This is a genomic window from Paenibacillus dokdonensis (genome assembly GCF_004916975.1).
Lineage (GTDB): Bacteria > Bacillota > Bacilli > Paenibacillales > Paenibacillaceae > Paenibacillus_AQ > Paenibacillus_AQ dokdonensis.
Genome location: NZ_STGQ01000001.1, coordinates 2,157,939 through 2,179,808, shown reverse-complemented (window position 1 = coordinate 2,179,808; position 21,870 = coordinate 2,157,939). Strand labels below are relative to the sequence as shown.

Here is a 21,870-nt window from a genome sequence, read left to right as displayed (position 1 = left end):
ATTAGACAAACCAATTCTGAAAGAGTTCTATGTTATCACATGCAATATTTTTCTGTTTTATATAAAACATATCCTATGACTATATCTTCTTTGGAGCTGGTTCATATATAAGACATCGTAACGTTTTTTCGGGATATCGCAATTCTGCTATATATGAGTTACCGTCTTCTAAGTTGATAGATATGGCTACAACACCACGTTGATCATATTTGACATCCTCAATGAATGACGTCTTTGTGATCACACGAGTTTCACCCTGTTTCTCTCTTACTATGGTTTTAGACGCATCAATCCAGCTGTGATCCTGATTGATCTGCTCTTTCATAGCCGCTGTGATGGGCGTTCTCTTATAGTTAGAATTGAAAAGAGTGGTATCGAACACATTCCCGGTCAAGGAATCTATGAATACATCATACATAAAATAAGTTTCTCCATTTGCTTGCAGTCTCTCCGCATTGTAAGGCTGAAAATGAACAAACCATTCTCCAATTTGCCCAGGGCCAAATTTATTATATGATGTGATTATTTTTAGTTTGGAGACATCGACATCAAACAGACGAGTTACACTGTCATGAGCTTTTGCCAACGCCTCTGCTTCACTTATATCTTTCGTATCCGGCTGGGGCTTGACGATCCGTTTATTCAAAGCAAAATCCACTCGGGAGTACCAATCAATATACTGCAATAATTCCTCATCTGTCAGAAGCCGCTCGGGATATACATAAGCTGCTTTACTCAAGTCTAAATAGAAACTATAGTTTCCCTCTTTAAGGGGCAAAGGTTTTTGAGGACGAATACCTTCATAAAAATATTGTTCCTTCAATACCTTCAGTCTTTTAGCCTCCTGATCGGTCATTTTACGGTTACTTGCTTCCGCTTCAACCTTGATGTTGTCAAAATAATGATAGATTTGTTGAATATCCTCGTCCGTCATCGTTTGTTCCAGATATTCCCTAACCGTCGTTACCGGAACTGTCGCTTCTACCTTTAAAATCGGTATCTTGCTGTTTGCTAAAGTCATTGCAGGTATCCCTTGCCGCTTGGATTCCCCATACAGTTCAGGTACAGGCGTAGGAACAAAATGCAGGACCGCAAACGTGCTGACTGCAAGCAATCCACCAGAAATGGTGATTATCGCGAGAGCCGCCAGGACATTCTTGTTGTTCACAGTTATAACCTCCACTTTTTTAGTAGGCTTGGCCGCCTATGCATACCTTAATTTAAAAATGTTATCGAGTTAGAAGGTTGTTGTTATGAAGTTGTAAGTTAATTCGGATGGTTGTGCCGATATGCTCCTCGGATTCGAGAAACAGCGTCGCCTGATGTTCTTCCGCAATTTGACGGCATAAAGATAAACCAAGTCCTGCTCCACCATGTACTCTCGACCGGGCGTTGTCCACTCGATAGAATGGCTCAAACGCAAGTTCCACCTGCTTGGCGCTCATACCTCTCCCAAAATCGCGCACCTCCAGTACAGCCGTGGAATTCTGTTCATAAGCGAGAAACCTGATTTCGGAACCTTCGGATGAAGCGTGAATTGAATTTTCAATGCAATTGATCAGAAAAGATGCTAGTAGATCACGATCTCCCCATACGCTGTCAATTTCAGCCTGGAGGACAAGTTTAATACCGGCCATCTCCAAATTATTGTGTTCCGTTCGCCAGACAGATTCAAACAAATCAACAACCGACACCGATGTACGTTCTACCGGCTGGTGACTTAGGATGGAGAGATCCAGCAGCTTAAAGACCAGATTTTTCAATCGCAATGTTTCGCTCCAGATATAACCGCTAGCCGTCATTCGTTCTTCTTCGCCGATGTTTGCGGAATTCAAATATTGGGCGAAACCCTGCATACTTGTCAGAGGGGTTCTCAATTCGTGAGCCAGGTTATCGACAATTCTTTGCTTTGCTTCAGCCATAGCAGAAAGCTCGGTTACATGACATTCCACTGCTTCGGCCATACGGTTATAATTTTGCGCCAATTCACCAAATTCATCGTTGTTCTTTAAAGTTACCCGTTCACCATAATTTCCTCCTGCGATATTTTTGGTCGTATTGGATAATAACCGCAAAGGTTTCGTTAACTGTCGGATCAGGATATACAGCAAAATAATAAGAATTGGACTTGCGATAAAATTGATATAAACAAAATAACGATTCAATTCGGCTTGTTTGGCATACAGCTCCTCGATATCCCGCCGGTATGTCAGGAAGAGGTGATTGTAAGGAGTTGGCAGCTCTTTGGTAATGATAACTTCGTGTACCGTTTCATTATCTGCTTGTTCATTTCGTATTACGGGCATGTCCTTTGTATCAGACTCGTCACTATATACTAACTGCCCCTGATCCCATAGTTGTAAAGCGATTCCCTGCTGCCGATAATAATCAGCATAAGAGCGTGCAACATCCAATAATACGGTATCATTGATAGACATTCCCCGGGATTTGATAGAATTCAAATTTTCATAGATGTTGTTGGCAATTAATGCCTGCTCACTGGATGCCCTTTGAATCTCTCTTTCCATATTAAGCTGCCAACTTTTTTTCATGATCATCATTACGCTTACATCAAGGGTAAGAATGAACAAGAGAAGCACGACCAGTAGTGTTTTCTGCCAAAATCGCATGCCTCATCCCTCCGATTCCAGACGGTAACCAAGCTTACAAATCGTTTTTATGCGTTCTTCCCAACCTAGTTTTTTGCGAAGCTGCCTGATATGTACGTCCACGGTGCGGGTATCGCCTTCAAATTCATATCCCCAGGCAAGCTCCAACAGCTTGTCCCTGGACAACGCGATATTTCTGTTCTGAATCAAAACCTCCAACAGTTCAAACTCTCTTGCAGTCAAGTCGACAAGTTGTCCGTCCTTGTAAATCTTACGTGCCGCCAAACGGACATCAACACCTTCGGCAATAAATCCGTCATGTTCCTGTACGTTTCGACGTAAAACCACATTTATGCGTGCAAGCAGTTCTAAAATTTCAAAAGGTTTAATAATATAATCATCCGCGCCGAGTTCAAACCCTGTAATGCGGTCATATAATGAATCTTTAGCGGTAATAAAAATAACCGGAACATTTAAATGCCGATTGCGTCTCATGAGCTCAAAACCGTCCAAACCGGGCAGCATAACGTCGAGCAAAATGAGATCAACCTTCTCCTGTTCCAGAATTACCTGCATCTCCATCCCATTGAAAGCTTTAAAAAACTGATGCCCCACAAGCTTTAAATTCATTGTAATCAAGTCGCTAATCGGTTTTTCATCTTCAACTACCAATATGTTTGCCATCATTAATCCTCCATACATTGCATTGTTTATCTATTAAAAGTTCTTAGGCTCCTTAGTTATGTATCTCGGCTCTTGTCGCATGCCGAGGATAAGCATCATGTCCATAAAATAAAAAATCCGCGATTTCCGCGAACTTTTAAGCGTATATGCTCTTGTCTCTCGACATTAAGTTCCGTATTATATAAGGCTCTCTGTTTCGAGAATCAGATCACGCAGCAGACTTAAAGACCTTTCCAAATTATTCCGGTCATTAGTCACTAAGCCTAGTATAGCATTTACTTTATTGCTGTACTGCCTGGGAGCCACGTTAAATGAATCGGCAATGGCAACAGCCCCCTTTTCATTCATCCAGTAACATTCATTTAGTGCGTACAAAACCTGATTCAAGCAAGATAAAGATCGAAAACAGCATCCTGCAATATACGCTACATCTGTTTTATGAATACCTTTTCTTCCTGTATCAAGTGCAAAAGTAGCCTCCCAAAAAAACTTTTCAATTATTGCTTTTTTTAACTCAGGCGGATATGGAATCGTTCTAGTTTTCAATTCTCCAATGATACCGGAAGGATCCCATAACACTTTGGACAATGCTATCTCCGAAAAATAAATCGAGTTGATAAATCCATGCGGATGCCCAGGTTGATAGTCAATTGTAATTTCTCCTGAAAGACACTGCTCCATGACTGTTGAAACTTTATTGAGATCACGATATAGAATATCGACAGGATAATGATTAACACTCAGCCAGCCACCGCCGTTAATCCATGGTCCCCATCCATCGATTGGCGTAACTAAGTTATCTCGACCAGCATCATCTATGATTGTGGCGACTTGTTGAATCCCGGAAATATCTAATCCAATACCGGAATCGTAATATATGCCAATATCAATATCTGAATGGATATTATGACTTCCTCTGGCTCTTGATCCGCCAAGGACCAAAGCTTTCACACCATTTATTGGCTTTAGGCTGTCAACAATCCTGCTAATCGTATGTTGTACTTTCATAAACATCCTCCTTCCGTTCATCACGTTCCCCAAGATTGAAATTGTTCACCACACTTCGTCCGTGTGACTTTCAGATACTGATGTTTTGTAATGATCGAACCAACCTCCGACGTGCCGTTTCCTTTAACATGAATACAACTGTGATCAATAGGCGTTCTTCGTCCGTCCTGATCCACATAATAATATTGGTCGGTTACCAATCCGTATTCCATATCCGGTGTCGAAGTATCGTAGGTTCCATCGGCGCGAAGTGGAATCACATCAAATTCTCCTTCCTTTTCAAGCTTTGGAGCACCTGCAACGTTATAATTCACTTGGATATCGCCTTCATAACCTTCGGGGATTAAAAATTTGTCGTTCGTTGAAGAGCTTTTAGGCAAAAAAACGATCGCTAGCCCAAACACAACGGCAACTGCAATTATAGTAAAAATAATACGGTAAGAATATTTATGATTCTTTGCCATGATTCAATCCTCCTCGTTTTAGGGATTCCAATGGATCCCCTGCACCGGCAGCCGATCTGCTTTGACACATACATTTTTCATTCATTATTAGGTTAAACGTATTTTTGTCTATGGAAGTTGCTGCTGCATGGCGATGTGCGGGCACGAAACGAATTTTCGAGTTGAAAAAAAGCTGCCCCATAAAAAAATGGAGCAGCATAAGGAATTATAATACCGATCATTATTCTGTTTATTTTCCAGCTCTTTTGGCGTAATCTGAGCCAGCCGGATACCGGTCTCCAAAAATCTCAATTTTTGAGAGCGCGCTGTTCAAATCACGGAGTTCATCAGGTGTGAGACGGACATCTATTGCACCTAGATTTTCGTCAAGACGCTCCAGTTTTCGCGTACCGGGAATAGGTACGATCCATGGCTTCTGGGCTAGAACCCATGCGAGTGCAATTTGTGCCGGTGTAGCTTCTTTTGCTGCTGCAATTTCCGCAATGAGCTGAACCAAAGCTTGATTCGCTTCCAGATTTTCTGGTTGAAAACGAGGAACTATGCTTCGGAAATCAGAGTCAACGAACGTTGTGTTCTTGTTTATTTTCCCCGTAAGAAATCCTTTACCGAGCGGTGCGAATGGTACGAATCCGATTCCAAGTTCTTCAAGCGTGGGCAGCAGTTCTTCTTCGGGACTTCTCCACATCATTGAGTACTCACTTTGTATAGCGGTAAGCGGCTGCACCCCATGTGCACGACGAATGGTGCCCGCTCCCGCTTCAGAAAGTCCCCAAAACTTGATTTTACCTTCATGGATTAAATCATGTATCACTCCGGCAACTTCCTCAATCGGGACATCAGGATCAACACGATGCTGATAGTATAGGTCAATGGCTTCCACTTGAAGCCGTTTAAGTGAACCCTCGACGGATTGCCGAATGTTATCCGGCTTACTATTCAGAATTTGCTTGCCACCCTCCATATTAATGCCAAATTTAGTCGCAATGGCTATTTTCCCTTTGTATGGGGCAAGCGCTTCGCCAACCAGCTCCTCATTGACAAATGGACCATAAACTTCGGCAGTATCGAAGAAAGTAACACCGCGATCTATTGCTGCATGAATAAGGGAAATCATCTTTTTTCGATCTGACTCCGGTCCATAACCATGGCTCATCCCCATGCAGCCAAGCCCAATAGCAGATACTTCAGGACCGTTCATGCCTAATTTACGCTTTTGCATTGTGTATCATCCTTTCTAAATTCTTATTTAAAATCTGATCAGCAGAGATATTACGCCATGATTGCCTTGCAAGCTCTGCTGGATCACCCGGCTGTTTATGATTGAGGGCGCACTCTTATTATGCAGCGGGATAACACATAACTGATATCTCATTCGTCTTAAATGATTGCCTGATCCTCTCATGGTCATTAATACTGAAAAGATATAGTACCAAATACGCCCGATTTAAAAGAAAAAGCCGATTCCCTTTGTAGGAAATCGACTCCTTCTCTTTAATTACTCAAATCCTATAATCGGATGAGGAACATACGGCGCTTCTAAAGACCTGATCTCTTCTACAGTCAATTGAATCGAAAGAGCAGCCGCCGCATCTTCAAGATGGGATATTTTTGTTGCACCGATGATGGGAGCTGTTACCGGATTTTTCTGCAGCAGCCAGGCTAGTGCGATTTGAACACGAGGAACGCCCCGCTTCTCTGCGATGTCCGCTACCTGTTCCACAACTAGTCGATCGGCATTCGCTGTAGCATCATACTTTGATTTCTGAACTTGGTCGGTTTCGGAACGATGCGTTGTTTCTGCCCAATCACGCGTTAATCTTCCTGAAGCTAGCGGGCTATATGGAATGACTCCAATTTTTTCTTCTCTACAAAGAGGAAGCATTTCCCTCTCCTCTTCACGATAGATGAGGTTTAGATGGTTCTGCATAGATATAAAACGGGTCCAGCCGTTCTTCTCAGCTACATGCAGTGCTTTCAGGAATTGCCACGCGTACATGGCAGAAGCGCCTATGTATCTTGCTTTACCCGCTTTTACCACATCATGCAAAGCTTCCATCGTCTCTTCGATTGGTGTATTGTAATCCCACCGGTGAATCTGATACAGATCCACATAATCGGTTCCCAATCTCTTCAGACTTTTATCGATTTCACTCATGATGGCTTTGCGGGAAAGTCCGGCGCCATTAGGACCTGGATGCATACGGAAATGAACTTTCGTCGCGAGGACAATTTCATCACGGTTGGCATAATCCTTTAACGCTCTTCCTACAATTTCTTCGCTGGTTCCGTCAGAATATACATTGGCCGTATCAAAGAAATTGATGCCCCTCTCCAGTGCATTTTTTATAATGGAACGACTGCGATCTTCATCGAGAACCCATGGGTGAATCCACCGGTCTGCCACGCCAAAACCCATACAGCCTAAACAAAGGCGAGATACATCCAAGCCTGTATTACCAAGTTTCACATACTCCATCTCATGATTCCTCGCTTTCGAATCGTATATTGTTTTTGGGATAAAGGACGAAATCGTATTTGTTACCCTTCATTTGATCATTGTAAAATACCATCTTTCGATTCAAAATATCCAGGTTTTGCTGTAAAGCTTGAATCTCCTGTTCGACGAAATGCTTACGCTGTTCAAGTAATTTCAGCCTATCCGGAATCGTTTCATCACCCATGGCCCGCCACTTGGTATATTGTTTTAGTTCTGTCATAGACATGCCGGTATTTTTCAAATGGAGCAAAAATTGAAACCAGCCAATATCATGTTCGTTATATTCGCGTAAATTATTTTCATTTCGGTGAGGCGTGAGCAGCCCTTCCGATTCATAGTATCGGAGCGTACTCTTATTTACACCGACGATATTGGCAAATTCTCCAATAGGATAATTCATGCTTCGCCACCTCGTTTTATGTGTATGTGTTTATATTCATACGATACACTTAATCCTGTCTCGAAGCGAATGTATTACTTTTATGAATATAAAACCAAACAGGGGTCTCCACGCAGCCCTTCCATAATGGCCCGAACGGCGAATTTTGCCTTGATGATTGATACAGATAATTCTACAACTTAAAGTCAACTTTAAGTCAAGCGAAAAACCAATTCCCAAGATGCATTTTTATTTTTCGATTTTTTATGTCTTGCATTAAAGTTTACTTTAAGGTCTATACTTGACCCTGTAACACATCAAAATTGAATGGAGGGAATGACTTCTATGGCAAAAAAACAAACTGCGGGACGAGATTTATTGGGAGAATTCGCGCCTAAATTTGCTGAACTTAACGATGATGTCTTATTCGGTGAAGTATGGTCAAGAGAGCAAGAATTATCTCCCCGGGATCGCAGCATGATTACCGTCTCTGCATTAATCGCTGGAGGAAATTACGAGCAATTAACGCCTCATCTTCAAAAAGCGAAGGATAACGGGATCACCAAAGATGAAATTGCAGAAATCATCACTCATCTTTCATTCTATGCAGGTTGGCCCAAGGCTTGGTCAGCATTTAACATCGCTAAAGAAATCTATAAAAATTAACAGGAAGCAGGAATTAATATATGGCACATGCAGATTTAAGCAACAGCACCATCTTTCCACTCGGCAAAAAAGTTGAAAACAACTTTATCGGGGATGCGTACTTACAAATGGTATTTACCGATCCGAAGCCGCTCAATACAGCGATCGGGAATGTAACCTTTGCTCCGGGAGCACGCAATAACTGGCACACGCATAAAATCGGGCAAGTTTTATTGGTAACAGGCGGTGAGGGTTGGTATCAAGAGGAAGGAAAACCTGCTCAATTACTCAAAATGGGGGATGTTGTAAATATTGCGCCGCATGTCAAACATTGGCATGGTGCGACGAAAGACAGTTGGTTTGTGCACTTAGCCATGACACCGGGAGAAACGGATTGGTTAGAACCTGTCGATGATGCAACGTATAAAAAGTTATAAAAGAAATAACGCATCGAGTCAACAGATTCGATGCGTTATTTCTTTTATATCATATTGAAAACGCCAACTTAGAAAATTCGGCTCCACCCTGCTCCGATACGGGCATAGTAAACCGTCGCTAGACCTAATGGCTAGCTCAATTGCTGCTGTATTACATTCCAATAAGAAACTACCCTTCTTATCCCATGTAAAATCCTTCTGCTAAACTTCGTCTAAACTCTAAATTTATATGTAATAAGTACGGTATATTCTTTAATTTTGAGTAAGACATGCTTTCTTATTGAATGGTATCATTTGGCGGGAAAGGAGAAATGGATCATTGAATGTAAGCGCTTAATATCGAATGATTAGGGGGAGTGCATTGAATGAGTAAATGGATCAAACAAGTCATGTCCATCTTAATCGTAGCGGCTTTGCTTATTCCATCAGGCTGGTTTACTTCGAATATACAAGCTGATACTACGCAGCTGGAAGAACCGGTAACGGTTTACCACGAAACCTTTTCTGACGGGATTGGTAAAGCCATTCAATCGGGCAGTGCCAGCCTGACGCAGGTCTCCGATAAGGTTTTTGCAGGCAATGAGGATGGCAAGGCTTTATATGTAAGTAACAGATTAAACAACTGGGACGCCGCTGACTTCAAATTTGCCGACATCGGGCTGGAAAACGGCAAAACTTATACGGCACTCGTATCCGTTTATGTTGACGCTAATGAGATTGTGCCAAACACCGCCAAAGCTGCGCTTCAAACCGTGGATAGCTATGAAAATTATGCGGAAACGGATTATGAAGCCGGCAAAGCCGTCACGCTGACGAAAGAATTCATCGTAGATACAAACAAGGATAAGGCTCTACGGATCAATTCAAATGGTAAAGGTGCCCCTGTTCCCTTCTACATCGGAGACATCCTCATCACCGAAAAAGCAGCTTCGGGTGGTGACGGTGGTGAAGAAACCCCTAGAGACCCAGCCTTACCTTTCACCGGGATCAACTTTGAGGATCAAACGAATGGCGGCTTTGAAGGCAGATCAGGCAAGGAAACGTTGACCGTCACCAATGAAGCCAATCATACCGCTGAAGGTTCATACGCTTTAAAAGTAGAAGGAAGAACAGCCACATGGCATGGACCGTCATTGCGCGTGGAGAAATACGTAGACATAGGCAGCGAGTATAAGATTTCGGCGTGGGTCAAACTGACTGATCCCGCAAGCTCGCAAATCCAGTTATCTACCCAAGTTGGCACTGGAAGCAGCGCTAATTATGTAGCACTTGCTCCCAAAACACTCAGTACCAGCGATGGTTGGGTTCAGTTTGAGGGAACCTACCGATATAACAGCGCGGGCGACGAATATTTAACCGTCTATGTGGAAAGTTCAAATCATGCGACCGCCTCCTTTTTTATCGATGATATCAGATTTGAAAAAACAAGCTCGGGCCCAATCGAAATTCAGAAGGATTTGACTCCCATCAAAAAAGCTTATCAAAACGATTTCCTGATCGGAAACGCCATCTCGGCGGAGGATCTGGAGGGCGTTCGGCTTGAGCTTTTGAAGATGCACCACAACGTCGCCACGGCAGGCAACGCCATGAAGCCGGATGCCCTGCAGCCGACAAAAGGCAGCTTTACTTATACCGCAGCGGATGCCATGGTTGAGAAAGTTCTATCGGAAGGCATGCAGATGCATGGGCATGTGCTGGTATGGCATCAGCAGTCTCCCGCCTGGATGAATACGACTCAGAATTCACAAGGAAACACCGTTTCATTGAGCCGTGAAGAAGCCCTGGAAAACTTGCGGACCCATATTCAAACCGTCATGGAGCACTTCGGCAACAAGGTGATTTCCTGGGATGTCGTCAATGAAGCGATGAGCGATAATCCGCTGAATCCGGCTGATTTGAAAATGTCATTGCGCCAATCCCCCTGGTATAATGCCATCGGTCCAGACTATGTAGAACAAGCGTTCCTCGCTGCAAGAGAGGTGCTTGACGATCATCCCGATTGGGATATCAAGCTTTATTACAATGATTACAACGAAGATAACCAGAATAAAGCCCAGGCCATTTACAATATGGTTAAAGAAATCAATGATAAATACGCTCTGACACACCATGGCAAACGGCTGATCGACGGTGTGGGCATGCAAGGGCATTACAATGTCAACACGAACCCTGAAAATGTGAAGCTGTCTCTAGAGAAGTTTATTTCCTTAGGAGTGGAAGTCAGCATCAGCGAGCTTGATATCCAAGCTGGTAGCAACTACCAGATCACTGAGAAGCTTGCCAATGCTCAGGGTTATGTGTACGCCCAATTGATGAATATCTTCAAGGAACATGCCGCAAACATCAGCCGCATTACCTTCTGGGGAATGGATGATAACACGAGCTGGCGGGCCTCCTCCAATCCGTTGTTATTTGATAAAAGCCTGCAAGCCAAACCGGCTTACTATGGCGTCATTGATCCGGATAAATTTATGGAAGAGCATCCTCCAGAGTCGGGAAATGCCAACCAATCCACCGTTATGTATGGTACTCCTATTATTGACGGAACGATTGATGAGATTTGGAGCCAAGCTCCAGCTATGCCGATGAACCGTTATCAGATGGCATGGCAAGGTGCAACCGGAGTGGCGAAAGCGCTCTGGGATGACCAAAATCTGTATGTATTAATCCAAGTTAGCGATGTTCAGCTTGACAAATCAAGCGAAAATGTCTGGGAACAAGATTCCGTTGAAATCTTTATGGACGAAAACAACGCGAAAACAACGTTCTATCAAGATGACGATGGGCAGTACAGAATAAACTTTGACAACGAGACTTCATTCAACCCTGCCAGCATCGCAGAAGGTTTCGAATCGGCAACCAAAGTTACGGGAACAAACTACACGGTTGAAGTGAAGATTCCATTCAAGTCGATTACACCGGCAAATCAGATGAAAATAGGCTTCGACGCTCAGGTTAATGATGCGAAAAACGGTGCACGCCAAAGCGTTGCCGCATGGAATGATACAACCGGCAATGGCTATCAGGATCCATCCGTTTTCGGCGTGCTAACCCTCTCCGGCAAACCCGGAAAGCCGGATGACAATGGCTCCGGCAATGGTAACGGCGGTAACGGGAACGGGAACAGCGGCGGCAATAGTGGCAGTAGCAACAGCAATGGTAGTGACAGGGTTATTGATAGCAACGCACGATCAACAGGAAACTCTGGAAGCGGGGATGGTGCGATTACGATCAAACCGGAAGTGAAAATCTCCAATGGTCGTGCGGTGGGCACCATTTCCAGCGGCAACTTGAAAAAGGCGTTGGAGCAAGCCGCTCCGACCATCAATGGCAGGAAACAAATCATTATTGAAGTGGCGAAACAAAAAGACGTAAAATCATATGAAATTCAATTGCCGGCTCAAAGTCTGAAAGGTCAGGAACCCTTCGAGCTTGTGCTGATGACAGAAAACGCGATCCTTCATATTCCAAGCAACATGCTGTCCAATATGACAGAAGACGCTGAGCAGGTGTCAATCCGTATCGGGGCTGTCTCCACGGACCGATTGGATGCAGTTGCCCGCGAAGGGATCGGCAGCCATCCGGTTATCGATCTTAACATCGTAGCAGGCAATAGCATCATTTCCTGGAATAACCCGAATGCGCCTATCACAGTAGCAATCCCTTACACGCTGACAGCGGAAGAGCTTAGCCATCCGGACCACATTGTAGTATGGTACATTGATAGTAAAGGCAGCGTGATCCCTGTTCCGAACGGTCGGTATGATGCGGCAACCGGAACGGTTGTTTTCCAAACGACCCATTTCAGTACTTTTGCTATAGCCTGTGTATCTAAAACGTTTAGAGATCTGCAAAATGTTCCTTGGGCCAAACAAGCCATTGATGCCATGGCAGCCCGCGGTATCATCAAAGGAACGGCCGAGAGCAGCTTTTCACCAGAAGCATCCATCACGAGAGCCGACTTTATATTACTTCTTGTCAGAGCCCTTGAATTGAAAGGTACAGTCAATAATGAAGCAACCTTCAGTGATGTCGAGCCAACCGCTTATTATAGCAACGAACTGGCAATCGCCATTTCTCTCGGAATCGCGGCTGGCTATGAGGACAATACGTTCAAACCAGACAGTAATATCTCCCGTCAAGATATGATGGTGCTAACTGCACGTTCGTTAGCGGCTGCCAGTAAACAAAGTGAAGACAGCCTTAGTTTAGACGCTTATCCCGATGTGGCGAGCATTTCCGGTTACGCCAAAGGCAGCGTGGCTGCTCTGATGAAATACGGAGTTGTAAACGGCAAGAATGGTAATATCGCACCGAAAGATCTGCTCACCCGTGCTGAAGCGGCAGTGATTCTGTACCGTATCTGGAATCTGTAGCAAGCAGGCTGACGCTGGTACATTATCGGCGTCAGCTTTTTTTCTGAATGGATGTATAATCTAATAATCAAGACTCTCTCCGACGAACTTTCAAATAGAAACAAACTCCTCTGTATTGAAAGGATGCTTTACTATGGAAAACTCAACATATCGTTTAAATTTCGAAAAGCTCTGTGATAAATACTTTCTAGGACAATTAACAACTGAACCACAACAAGTATTTGGCGGTTTCCTTCATCGGATGTATAAAATAAAAACGGACAAAAATCAGTATGCAGTGAAAGCATTAAATCCTCAAATTATGCAGCGTAAAACAGCCATGGATAACTATATTTTTTCTGAAAAAGTTGCTAACAAGGCATTCCAAAATGGGATTAACGCACTTCCTGCGATCATATCAAACGGAAGCTGTATACATGAGGTTGACGGCCAGTATTATTTGCTGTTTCCATGGGTTCAAGGAAAGACGCTACCCACAGGCATAGTTGATATTGAGCGTTGTAAAATAATTGGAATCATACTTGCGAATATACACAATACCGATTTCACTCAGATAATCGTTAATAATAAAAATGAAGACTTTAATGAATCATTCATTGATTGGAATGAGTTTGCCCTGCAAGGGCAGCAGGAAAACTTGAAGTGGTCCACCTTGCTATTAGAAAACCTGACTGAATTTTATAACTGGGAGAAACTTGCTAATTCATCATCAAAACTATTGATGAACAATAGCATTATCAGTCATAGGGACTTAGACCAAAAGAATGTACTATGGGATGAAAATCTTGTTCCTATCATTATTGACTGGGAAGCAGCTGGCATGACAAATCCAGCACAAGAACTGATTGATGTTGCGTTATATTGGTCAGGTTTTGAATCGGGTAATTTAAGTAAAGATGCTTTCTGTACAATGATTAGTAACTATCGGAAACATGGAGGAATGATTGGTGATAACTGGGAAGATGTGCTGAATTCTGGTTTTCAAGGAAAACTTGAATGGCTTGCATACAATATCAGACGCTCTCTTAGACTGGAATGTACGGATGACACAGAGCAAGAGCTTGGAACCATTGAAGCTTTAAAAACAATTCAAGCAATAAAAGACTATGCTAATTTTATTCCCCTCTGTACAGAATGGTTGACAGAAATTGATTCAATCGATATCTGAGGACACCGCCAATTCCTGGGAATATATAGAAAAGGCCGCCCTTTAACGGACGACCTTCTTCATTACCCCGAACGTTCCCTCTCCTGTGATTTCATCCTGCGAAGAAACAGACCGGGAACGAATGGGATGAGCACGAACGAAATAAATCGCTTTGCTTTCACCTAGAGCAAAATGCTCCTCCCTTAAAGCAGCTGCCAATTCTCCTCCGTAATATCCGCAACAACGGAAACCGCTGCTTTGCTGCCGGAGGCTGCGGCATAAATCAATTGGGAAGGCATCACATAGGCTGAATCCCCGGCCGCGTATACTCCGGCTGCGGTGGTTCTGCCCATCGGATCGGTAATAATCCCTCCGTCTTCTGCAGTCTGATAGTTGAGCGCTTCATCAAACCTGGCTTTTGGAAGCAGAGTGGGAGTAATAAATCCTCCGCTCCGCTCAATATGCGTGCCATCTGAAAAATGAACCCGTTCCAGCAAGCCGTTCTTCCCGGAAAATTCCGTGACTGGCGTATCCACGATTCTTATGCCCTTGGAAGCAAGCTGCTGCCGTTGTTCAGCTGTCAGAATATCGTGGCCGTTAGAGCACACGACCAAATCCTGACTCCAATTGAGCAGCATCTTGACCATATGGAACACACTCGGATTATCCGAGACTACCACAAGCGGTTGCTCCCGCAGCTCCCAGCCATCGCAAAAAGGGCAGTTGAACAGGCTCTTACCGTAAAAATCGCTAAGCCCCTCGATCTCTGGAAACACTTCCTTCAGCCCAGCTGCCAAAATCAGCCTGCGGGCATTCACATACTCACCAGATGCGGTTCGTAGAGAAAATCCATTGTCTGTCCTGCGAATATCGGTTACTTCGTCCTGCCAATGTCGAACCGAAGGGTAACTCAGCACCTCCTCATAGGCAATGCGCCGAAATTCGACCGGCTCTATCCCATCTCGCGTAATGAACCCGTGAGAGGCATGCGTCACACGATTCCTCGGCTGACTATTATCAAACAACGCAACGTTAAGTCTCGCTCTGCCGAGCACCAGCGCTGCATTTAATCCCGCTGGCCCGCCGCCAACGATGGCACAATCATAATTCATAAGATCAATCCCTCCGCTCAATATTATTAGATATTATAGATGTATTATATCTATATTTAATCAAAGCTTAACATCGTCCTTGGGAATACAAGGACAATGCAGCTTGATTAGCAACCTCAATCCTTTTGCTTTGCTTAGATGACACTCCATTACCTCTCTTTCTCACAAAGTCGATCATTTATTAAGGACTTAATGTATCTATAATAACTTCCATATTCCCAACCTGTCAAGAAGCTTCTCGATCACTTCTTAACTCAAACATAATCCTTGTTACCTAAATAATCTAAAACCTTATCAAAAGGGGGGTTCTCTTGTCCATCATTGATTATTTACAAGTCAAGATTAACTAAAAAAACAAATGTATTTATTTTTATATCATGTTAGCATTCGAAATGTAGTACATCTAATACAGAAGGGAATTAGAAAATATGAATATTAAAGTCGAATCTCTTCCAGCATTTCGTATCGCATTTGTACGACAAGTGGGTCCATATGGTCCTGGAAACATTCAAGCAATGGATAAGTTGAAAAAATGGGCTAGGGAAAGAAATTTGCTTACTGAATCGTCAATACTACTCGGAATTCCGCAAGATAACCCGGAAACTACACTTCCTGAAAACTGCCGATATGACGCTTGTATCGTCATTTCAAACGATTATCAAATTAATAACTCCATTTGCGAAAATGAACTTTCTGGTGGGAAATATGTTACGTTCAAAGTCAAACATACAGCTGAAGATATTCAAAGAGCATGGACTGAAATCATCCCAGCTTTACAAAACAATGGATATCAAATTGACAACAATCCGATTTTTGAAAGATACATTGGTGATATGATTCACAATGATTTTTGTGAAATATGTGTACCTGTAACAGTAGTTTAATTTGAAATCTAAAGAAAGCCGGGAAAAGGTTCCCCATCCCCCGGCTTTCAGCCTTTCGCCTGATGGAAAATTCGAACCGCGTCACCGAAACTTTCGCAACTGGAAATCGCACTCCCCGCTCTTCACTCTCCTGAATGAAGCCGAGATGAAATGTCTTAGGATTCGGAGATACTCCTACAAACTAATTCCAGTATTAAAAACCTATATAGGCCTAATTACATGGCAAACCAAATTACTTAATTAGTTAATGAAGGTAAATGAGATAGTCTGTGAATACCTATCTTTCCGGTTTTTTTATCGATATAATTCAGTAAGATTTGAGACTTACGCCTTTTGCCAGATTTTACAATAATGTCTATACTACTAGTATTCTGAGAGAAGTAAGATAGGTACATGTTGCAGGAGAAACTTATAATTTAACCTCCGCCCCGTCGATCGGCATCCGTTATGATGAATTCATTTATTTACTCACGGCCGAACTATCGTCAAGAGAGATATCCTGCTTGTACGAGATCGGCTTTCAAAGGAGGCGACTCTAGTGAATACGATCTGGACTATTCGAACCGGAATTCGTGATTTCCTTGAGGCCATCTATCGAACCTGCCAATCATGGATTGAGAAATATCCGTTTATTAAAACGGCGTATACCCTTTTGTCCTGGTTGTCGCTAATCATGTTTGCTTTCAGCTTGTTTTTTGTAAAAGGTTCGCGTACCATGACGGTTCAATATTTTTGGTCGTTTTATGTGCTGCTGCAATTTTGGTTTCTGTGCCGAAGCAAAACGATGCCATGGAAGCCGATTGTTTTGTTCGTTCTGGCGGGTGTTTTTCTTGTTGTTCCGTTCACGACGCTTACGGTCAATGCTCTTCACGTGATTTTCGGAGGAAAACCATCCGACACTTGGTCCATGGACGTGATCACGCCAATTTTTGAAGAGTTGTGGAAGCTCCTTCCACTAGGCATATTTCTGTTGTTTTCACGTCGAGCTTCCGCCTTGAGTTTAAGCGATTACACGCTCATCGGTGCGGCGACCGGCGTCGGCTTCCAACTGATGGAAGAGCTCTCCCGGAGGTGGCAGAGTTTCGGCGCTCTTGAGGAAAAGTTCGGCTACAGCTATACATGGCTGGGCGGCGAAACGATCCATTGGGACCTGTTCTCGCTGTTTCCCGGACGTTTTGAAGAAAGTGTGTTTCCAACGCTGATGAGCGTCAGTCATCCCGTACATACCGCCATGGTCGCGCTTGCGTGTGGAATTGCCTATCGGCTGCGGACAAAACTGACGAAATGGGTTTTTCTGTTCCCTGCAATCATCTTACTGTGGTCCATCCTGGATCACGCGGCTTATAACGGTCAGCACCAGCTGCCGGGTTGGGTGTTTCGGCTTCATGACTGGATGGGTAGCGGTTATAAAACTCAGCCGGCCTTCCTGTTGATGCTGGCCGCATCGCTTTTTGCCGATTACTGGTCGCTGAACAAAATACGAAACCGCCTTCCGTCGCTGCCAAATGAGCTGCTGCTTAATCCGTTTTCCGAGCTGTGGAATATGACCCGCTCTTTATGTCTGGACCGGGGAAAATTCATATATTGGCTCGGCTTCTACCGGGAGCGCAGGGAGCTTGGATTTCATTTGCTTTATGGAAATGAAGAAACGGACAGTAGACGAGAGTCTGTTCAGGCTCGGGTGAATGCTCTTTGCCAGACGCTTACCGGACTCGCGGTGATTCTGCTCGTGGCCTCTCTTATCGCAGGTATCGGGGCTCATACGGGAGGAGGAGAACCGGCATGTTTCGCCTGCATGTTCGATTCGCTGCAAGATTGGTGGGATCGACTGGAATGGTATGAACAGGGCGCAATTGTGCTCGGAGCCATAGCCTTATCAATGCTGTTCGTCGGATTCATGCCAGCATTAGGCTTCGCGATAACGGGGGCGGGAATCGCCGGGAGCGGACATGAGATTGCCGGTTATATCCGCGATCCGAAGAAGCTGCTGAGTCCCGGTAGATTGCTTTCCATAGCTATCGCTGTTGCACTGAGCCGAATCCCATTCGGCAAAGTGCTCAAATGGGTTGGCAAGAAAGGACGCCGGTACTTTCGCAAGTTCTTGGATAAACTCGGTTCACGGAAGCCGGATATCGACGTCCCTATTAAGTCGAAACCTCCGCAGATGTCCAAAGCTGAGTTGGACAAAATTAGGGAAACAGCTCCAGACTATTACAAAGACTTAATGAACAAGTATGGGGATGAAGGAAAATACTTTAATAGACCACCAGAAGAGTATGAGAGTTTAGCTAAAGATCCAGCCAAAAATTTTAAAATTAATGAAAAATCAAGGATCGAGAGACAGGCAGGCTTGGAATTAGAAGCAAGAGGCGATTTACCTGGTCCTATAGTCCGGGATCCTAATCCCGCTGGTGCAGAGTTTATTGATACTGCAGGTGTAAAATGGGACGTAAAAGGATGGTATTCTAAATATGCACCAAAAGGGTACTCACTTGAAAAAGCAATTTCTGATATAGAAGAATCTCTTTCAAAAGGTGAAAATGTAATCATAGATACCACAAAAATGTTCCCGGAACATATCAAAGAAGTAGGCGAGGCAGTTAAGGAATTAGGCTTAAGTGATAAAATATTGTGGTGGCCATAACAAAAATATCCGAGAGGAAGTATTCCATGGATACTGAAAACATATTTTTAAAACATAGCCAGTGGGCAGATTCAGATGGTGAAACGGGTGAGAAATTAGAAATTGAAAAAGTAGATATGAGCAAATTAGACGTTACTGGCATGAATCTAAGTTGTTCATTAATTGTAGAATCCAATGTAAACAATTCAATCTTATCAAATAATGACATGAGTGATTGCTATTTTTTAAGCACCTCGTTTGATGAAACAGATTTCTCGGAAAGTATACTGAGTAAAACGGTATTTGATTACGCGTCATTAAAACATTCGATTTTGAAAAAATGCACAGGTATCAAGGCGTCATTTGATGATGCAGATCTTAGCTATGCTGACTTATCTGGATCGGATTTGCGTCGAGCTTCCTTTCGAAGAGCAAATTTAAGCCACACAAATTTTTCTGGCGTTGATTTAACAAGTGCATCACTTGATGGAGCCCTACTCTACGGAACTAGCTTCAAAGGTGCAAAAGGAATGGATGAAGTGTCTGCCCAATATATTTTTGTTGGGACAGAAGAGAATCCAATTAGGTTAGAAGGAGATGATACCCATAAATGGTTGAAAGAGCAAGAATGACTTTGATCGCTCGCTAATGATGATGCCGGGCTTGCGCTAAGTCACCTGATATATTGGATAAAAACAGTCTCCTACACTAAAAGACAAGAAGAAGTCTATCCTAATGGATAGACTTCTTCTATATTTTTTAACTTCAAAAATTATGTAAGAAACATTCCTGAATAGGTTTCCCTGAACCAATTTGCCATCCACGCATTCACTTCACGCAAATCTGCTACCGGCTGACGGGTAAACGGGAGAGTTGGCATATACCCTGGCGGACCGAATTCAGGCGTTACTGTAGCATAAGCCGCATCATTTTGACTCCGCTGCCTCAGAATATCCCCCCACCAATGCTTGAAGGCATTGCGCTCATAGTCGTATTCTTTCGCAGCAGGATGCGGGATCTGCGGTCCTTCCGCGTGACCAATTCGTGCATGAATATGAATTGTACGCTCTGCTGCCAGACTCAAGTGATCCTGGTAGTCCTCCAGCATAGATTCCGTTACACAGCACCAGTGGCTGAAATCAGCCGTAATTCTTAGATCGGGCAGTTCTCTCAGCAGTGCTGAAGTAGCCCAAGGAGTAAACATTGCACGTGAACGATGAGTTTCATGCCCGACCGGAATACCCACATGACGCTCAGCTTCCAGCGCTACCTTGAAAAAATCAATCTGATCCTTTATCGGCATCGCATCCTTGGCGCTATGCGAAACCACAAGCAGAGGTTTGAATGCCGCCGCACGCTCCAGTTGGGCAACAAACGAGGCTGCATGGTCTTGGGAGGTTACAATCTGCGCAATATAATCGAGGTTATTTATCTCCAGCAGCTCCTTGAACGCTTCTTCCTCTCCAATCGGAGGCAAAGGCGCCTCAATCCCCGCGTATTTTTCCTCAGATGCCCGTTTCATCAGCTATGCATAGCTGCCTTCCAGTCCCCATAAAGCTTGAAATATTCGAATCTCCATGATTACTGCTCCCTTCCGGCTTTTTCTACTCCGCACTGTGTATAATGCGGGAATCATTCTGAGAGCACTCGCCTGGTGCAGCTCAATATAAACCGTTTTAAACGTATCTATATTATCCGTTTTATTCTATACCGCCGTCTCGATTTAAAACTCCTCTTCCTTTCGGATTTAGTACGCATATCATCAGATCGATTAATATTAGATATACATAGGGTATGATTAACCCTCCTTCATTGCTTTGCGAATGTCATAATCATGGATATCGATATCCAATGCCCTTCCTAGTGCTAGTTTGGCCAGCTGATCTCCAATAAATGGGCCCATCGTCAATCCGGAAGCTCCAAGACCATTTGCCGCCAAAAGACCATCCCAGCCAGGGACAGCGCCTATGACTGGAAGAAAACCGGGTGTGAAAGGACGGAAACCAACTCTTACCTCCTGAAAAGTACTATTAGCTAAACCAGGTGCCAAAGCTAACCCCTTATTCAGAATTTCCTGCATTCCTCCCGCTGTGATCCTTGAATCGTAGCCTTCGATTTCGTTCTCATGTGTCGCGCCTATAACAATCTTTTGTTGATCAAAAGCAAGGAGATATTGGTCGGAAGGCGGCATGATTACAGGCCAATTGCCTGTGTCTTGTCTATCATGAACCCGTAAATGCATGATTTGTGCCTTTTGAAAACGGATGTCAAAATGAATGCCCAAAGGCTGCAGCAGTTGACCTGCCCAAGCCCCAGCACAAACAATGGTTTTGTCTGCCGAGTAGCTATTTGTACCGACAGTGACTCCTGTTACACGGCTCGACTGATACTCAAGAGATGCGTCACCATCTATAACCGTGGCACCCTTTCTTTGTGCTGAACGGATCAACGCATCGCGCAGTGCGCGACCATCAATTCGGGCGGCACCGCTAATTCGAACAGATTGGTAACCTTCTTCTAACAGAGGAAATAGCTCACGGGTTTCATACTCATTAAGCCTGGTAATGTCGCCCATTTCAGGTGCTTCCGCTCTTCTCTTGCATGCCCGCTCCTCCATCTTGCTGATTTTCTCCAAATCCTGATGAATACTAAGAGCCCCAACCTGAGCATAGCCTGTTTCTGTTTCTCCCTCATTTTTAAGCTCTTCAATCAATCCCGGGTAAAAACATGCACCAGCCTTCGCCAGCCGATACCAAGCCTGATTGCGTCGTTGTGATATCCACGGACAGATAATGCCGGCAGCGGCATCTGTCGCCTGTCCTTTATCTTTACGATCTATAATAAGGACATCTGCTCCCATTTTTGCTAGCTGGTATGCCGTTGAAGCCCCAAGGATTCCTGATCCAATGACGATGAATTTATTCATGACTGCATTCCTTTCCTAATCACTGTATCCATTATAACGAATTCGATATCCCCTTCAAAAAAAAAAAAAAAAAAAAAAT

19 protein-coding genes are annotated in these 21,870 nt (G+C 43.8%); 7 read left to right on the top strand and 12 right to left on the bottom strand.

Annotated elements, in window-relative coordinates; translation table 11 throughout:
• Positions 1–79 precede the first annotated feature (79 nt).
• The 8 genes from E6W40_RS10085 to E6W40_RS10050 form a co-directional block, all read right to left on the bottom strand.
• Positions 80–1,168 (bottom strand): hypothetical protein, encoded by a 1,089-nt coding sequence (locus E6W40_RS10085; RefSeq protein ID WP_136605362.1) that lies wholly within the window; start codon positions 1,166–1,168, stop codon positions 80–82.
• Between the two features lie 61 nt (positions 1,169–1,229).
• Positions 1,230–2,630 carry a sensor histidine kinase gene (locus tag E6W40_RS10080; protein WP_136605361.1) on the bottom strand — a complete coding sequence of 467 codons (1,401 nt, stop codon included), beginning with the start codon at positions 2,628–2,630 and terminating at the stop codon, positions 1,230–1,232.
• Positions 2,631–2,633: 3 nt separating this feature from the next.
• A complete protein-coding gene (locus E6W40_RS10075; RefSeq protein ID WP_136605360.1) occupies positions 2,634–3,293 on the bottom strand; it encodes a response regulator transcription factor in 660 nt (219 codons plus the stop codon).
• Positions 3,294–3,470: 177 nt separating this feature from the next.
• Complete coding sequence (locus E6W40_RS10070) at positions 3,471–4,301, bottom strand: nucleotidyltransferase domain-containing protein (protein WP_136605359.1); 831 nt, start codon at positions 4,299–4,301, stop codon at positions 3,471–3,473.
• 20 nt (positions 4,302–4,321) lie between these two features.
• Positions 4,322–4,765 carry a DUF6843 domain-containing protein gene (locus tag E6W40_RS10065; protein WP_136605358.1) on the bottom strand — a complete coding sequence of 148 codons (444 nt, stop codon included), beginning with the start codon at positions 4,763–4,765 and terminating at the stop codon, positions 4,322–4,324.
• Positions 4,766–4,994: 229 nt separating this feature from the next.
• Positions 4,995–5,984, bottom strand: a complete 990-nt coding sequence (locus E6W40_RS10060) for an aldo/keto reductase (RefSeq protein ID WP_136605357.1) — start codon at positions 5,982–5,984, stop codon at positions 4,995–4,997.
• Positions 5,985–6,260: 276 nt separating this feature from the next.
• Positions 6,261–7,241 (bottom strand): aldo/keto reductase, encoded by a 981-nt coding sequence (locus E6W40_RS10055; protein ID WP_136605356.1) that lies wholly within the window; start codon positions 7,239–7,241, stop codon positions 6,261–6,263.
• Between the two features lies 1 nt (position 7,242).
• On the bottom strand, positions 7,243–7,662 hold the full coding sequence (locus tag E6W40_RS10050) for a MerR family transcriptional regulator (protein WP_136605355.1): 420 nt from the start codon (positions 7,660–7,662) through the stop codon (positions 7,243–7,245).
• Positions 7,663–7,986: 324 nt separating this feature from the next.
• On the opposite strand from E6W40_RS10050, the gene E6W40_RS10045 reads away from it, so the two are divergent.
• From E6W40_RS10045 to E6W40_RS10030, 4 genes are all read left to right on the top strand, one after another.
• Complete coding sequence (locus tag E6W40_RS10045) at positions 7,987–8,307, top strand: carboxymuconolactone decarboxylase family protein (protein ID WP_136605354.1); 321 nt, start codon at positions 7,987–7,989, stop codon at positions 8,305–8,307.
• A 20-nt stretch (positions 8,308–8,327) separates the two neighbouring features.
• Positions 8,328–8,723, top strand: coding sequence for a cupin domain-containing protein (locus E6W40_RS10040; RefSeq protein ID WP_136605353.1), 396 nt, complete (start codon positions 8,328–8,330; stop codon positions 8,721–8,723).
• A gap of 365 nt (positions 8,724–9,088) precedes the next feature.
• Positions 9,089–13,099 carry a glycoside hydrolase family 10 protein gene (locus E6W40_RS10035; protein ID WP_136605352.1) on the top strand — a complete coding sequence of 1,337 codons (4,011 nt, stop codon included), beginning with the start codon at positions 9,089–9,091 and terminating at the stop codon, positions 13,097–13,099.
• Positions 13,100–13,232: 133 nt separating this feature from the next.
• The gene (locus E6W40_RS10030) at positions 13,233–14,267 is read left to right on the top strand and encodes a phosphotransferase (protein WP_136605351.1); all 1,035 of its coding nucleotides are present in this window, start codon (positions 13,233–13,235) and stop codon (positions 14,265–14,267) included.
• 42 nt (positions 14,268–14,309) lie between these two features.
• On the opposite strand, the gene E6W40_RS29425 is transcribed toward E6W40_RS10030, so the two are convergent.
• Both E6W40_RS29425 and E6W40_RS10025 read right to left on the bottom strand, forming a co-directional pair.
• Entirely contained in the window at positions 14,310–14,465 is a 156-nt protein-coding gene (locus tag E6W40_RS29425) for a hypothetical protein (RefSeq protein ID WP_168928875.1), read from the bottom strand.
• Positions 14,450–15,358, bottom strand: coding sequence for an NAD(P)/FAD-dependent oxidoreductase (locus tag E6W40_RS10025; protein WP_136605350.1), 909 nt, complete (start codon positions 15,356–15,358; stop codon positions 14,450–14,452). The genes E6W40_RS29425 and E6W40_RS10025 overlap by 16 nt, the downstream gene beginning before the upstream one ends.
• Before the next feature lie 428 nt (positions 15,359–15,786).
• Between E6W40_RS10025 and E6W40_RS10020 the strand changes: the two genes are divergently transcribed.
• From E6W40_RS10020 to E6W40_RS10010, 3 genes are all read left to right on the top strand, one after another.
• On the top strand, positions 15,787–16,242 hold the full coding sequence (locus tag E6W40_RS10020) for an AraC family transcriptional regulator (protein WP_136605349.1): 456 nt from the start codon (positions 15,787–15,789) through the stop codon (positions 16,240–16,242).
• 538 nt (positions 16,243–16,780) lie between these two features.
• Positions 16,781–18,886 carry a PrsW family glutamic-type intramembrane protease gene (locus tag E6W40_RS10015; RefSeq protein WP_246072944.1) on the top strand — a complete coding sequence of 702 codons (2,106 nt, stop codon included), beginning with the start codon at positions 16,781–16,783 and terminating at the stop codon, positions 18,884–18,886.
• Between the two features lie 26 nt (positions 18,887–18,912).
• Positions 18,913–19,497 (top strand): pentapeptide repeat-containing protein, encoded by a 585-nt coding sequence (locus tag E6W40_RS10010; protein ID WP_136605348.1) that lies wholly within the window; start codon positions 18,913–18,915, stop codon positions 19,495–19,497.
• Between the two features lie 140 nt (positions 19,498–19,637).
• Here E6W40_RS10010 and E6W40_RS10005 read toward each other — a convergent pair whose 3' ends face one another.
• Together E6W40_RS10005 and E6W40_RS10000 are read right to left on the bottom strand one after the other, a co-directional pair.
• A complete protein-coding gene (locus tag E6W40_RS10005; RefSeq protein WP_246072943.1) occupies positions 19,638–20,387 on the bottom strand; it encodes a sugar phosphate isomerase/epimerase family protein in 750 nt (249 codons plus the stop codon).
• Positions 20,388–20,663: 276 nt separating this feature from the next.
• Positions 20,664–21,791 (bottom strand): NAD(P)/FAD-dependent oxidoreductase, encoded by a 1,128-nt coding sequence (locus tag E6W40_RS10000; protein ID WP_136605347.1) that lies wholly within the window; start codon positions 21,789–21,791, stop codon positions 20,664–20,666.
• Positions 21,792–21,870 lie beyond the last annotated feature (79 nt).

Coding starts and splice junctions, on each gene's coding strand:
- E6W40_RS10000 (WP_136605347.1), bottom strand. CDS start 21,791: ATGAATAAATTCATCGTCATTGGATCAGGAATCCTTGGGGCTTCAACG.
- E6W40_RS10065 (WP_136605358.1), bottom strand. CDS start 4,765: ATGGCAAAGAATCATAAATATTCTTACCGTATTATTTTTACTATAATT.
- E6W40_RS10080 (WP_136605361.1), bottom strand. CDS start 2,630: ATGCGATTTTGGCAGAAAACACTACTGGTCGTGCTTCTCTTGTTCATT.
- E6W40_RS10025 (WP_136605350.1), bottom strand. CDS start 15,358: ATGAATTATGATTGTGCCATCGTTGGCGGCGGGCCAGCGGGATTAAAT.
- E6W40_RS10030 (WP_136605351.1), top strand. CDS start 13,233: ATGGAAAACTCAACATATCGTTTAAATTTCGAAAAGCTCTGTGATAAA.
- E6W40_RS10075 (WP_136605360.1), bottom strand. CDS start 3,293: ATGGCAAACATATTGGTAGTTGAAGATGAAAAACCGATTAGCGACTTG.
- E6W40_RS10010 (WP_136605348.1), top strand. CDS start 18,913: ATGGATACTGAAAACATATTTTTAAAACATAGCCAGTGGGCAGATTCA.
- E6W40_RS10070 (WP_136605359.1), bottom strand. CDS start 4,301: ATGAAAGTACAACATACGATTAGCAGGATTGTTGACAGCCTAAAGCCA.
- E6W40_RS10060 (WP_136605357.1), bottom strand. CDS start 5,984: ATGCAAAAGCGTAAATTAGGCATGAACGGTCCTGAAGTATCTGCTATT.
- E6W40_RS10050 (WP_136605355.1), bottom strand. CDS start 7,662: ATGAATTATCCTATTGGAGAATTTGCCAATATCGTCGGTGTAAATAAG.
- E6W40_RS10020 (WP_136605349.1), top strand. CDS start 15,787: ATGAATATTAAAGTCGAATCTCTTCCAGCATTTCGTATCGCATTTGTA.
- E6W40_RS10040 (WP_136605353.1), top strand. CDS start 8,328: ATGGCACATGCAGATTTAAGCAACAGCACCATCTTTCCACTCGGCAAA.
- E6W40_RS10055 (WP_136605356.1), bottom strand. CDS start 7,241: ATGGAGTATGTGAAACTTGGTAATACAGGCTTGGATGTATCTCGCCTT.
- E6W40_RS10035 (WP_136605352.1), top strand. CDS start 9,089: ATGAGTAAATGGATCAAACAAGTCATGTCCATCTTAATCGTAGCGGCT.
- E6W40_RS10005 (WP_246072943.1), bottom strand. CDS start 20,387: ATGAAACGGGCATCTGAGGAAAAATACGCGGGGATTGAGGCGCCTTTG.
- E6W40_RS10045 (WP_136605354.1), top strand. CDS start 7,987: ATGGCAAAAAAACAAACTGCGGGACGAGATTTATTGGGAGAATTCGCG.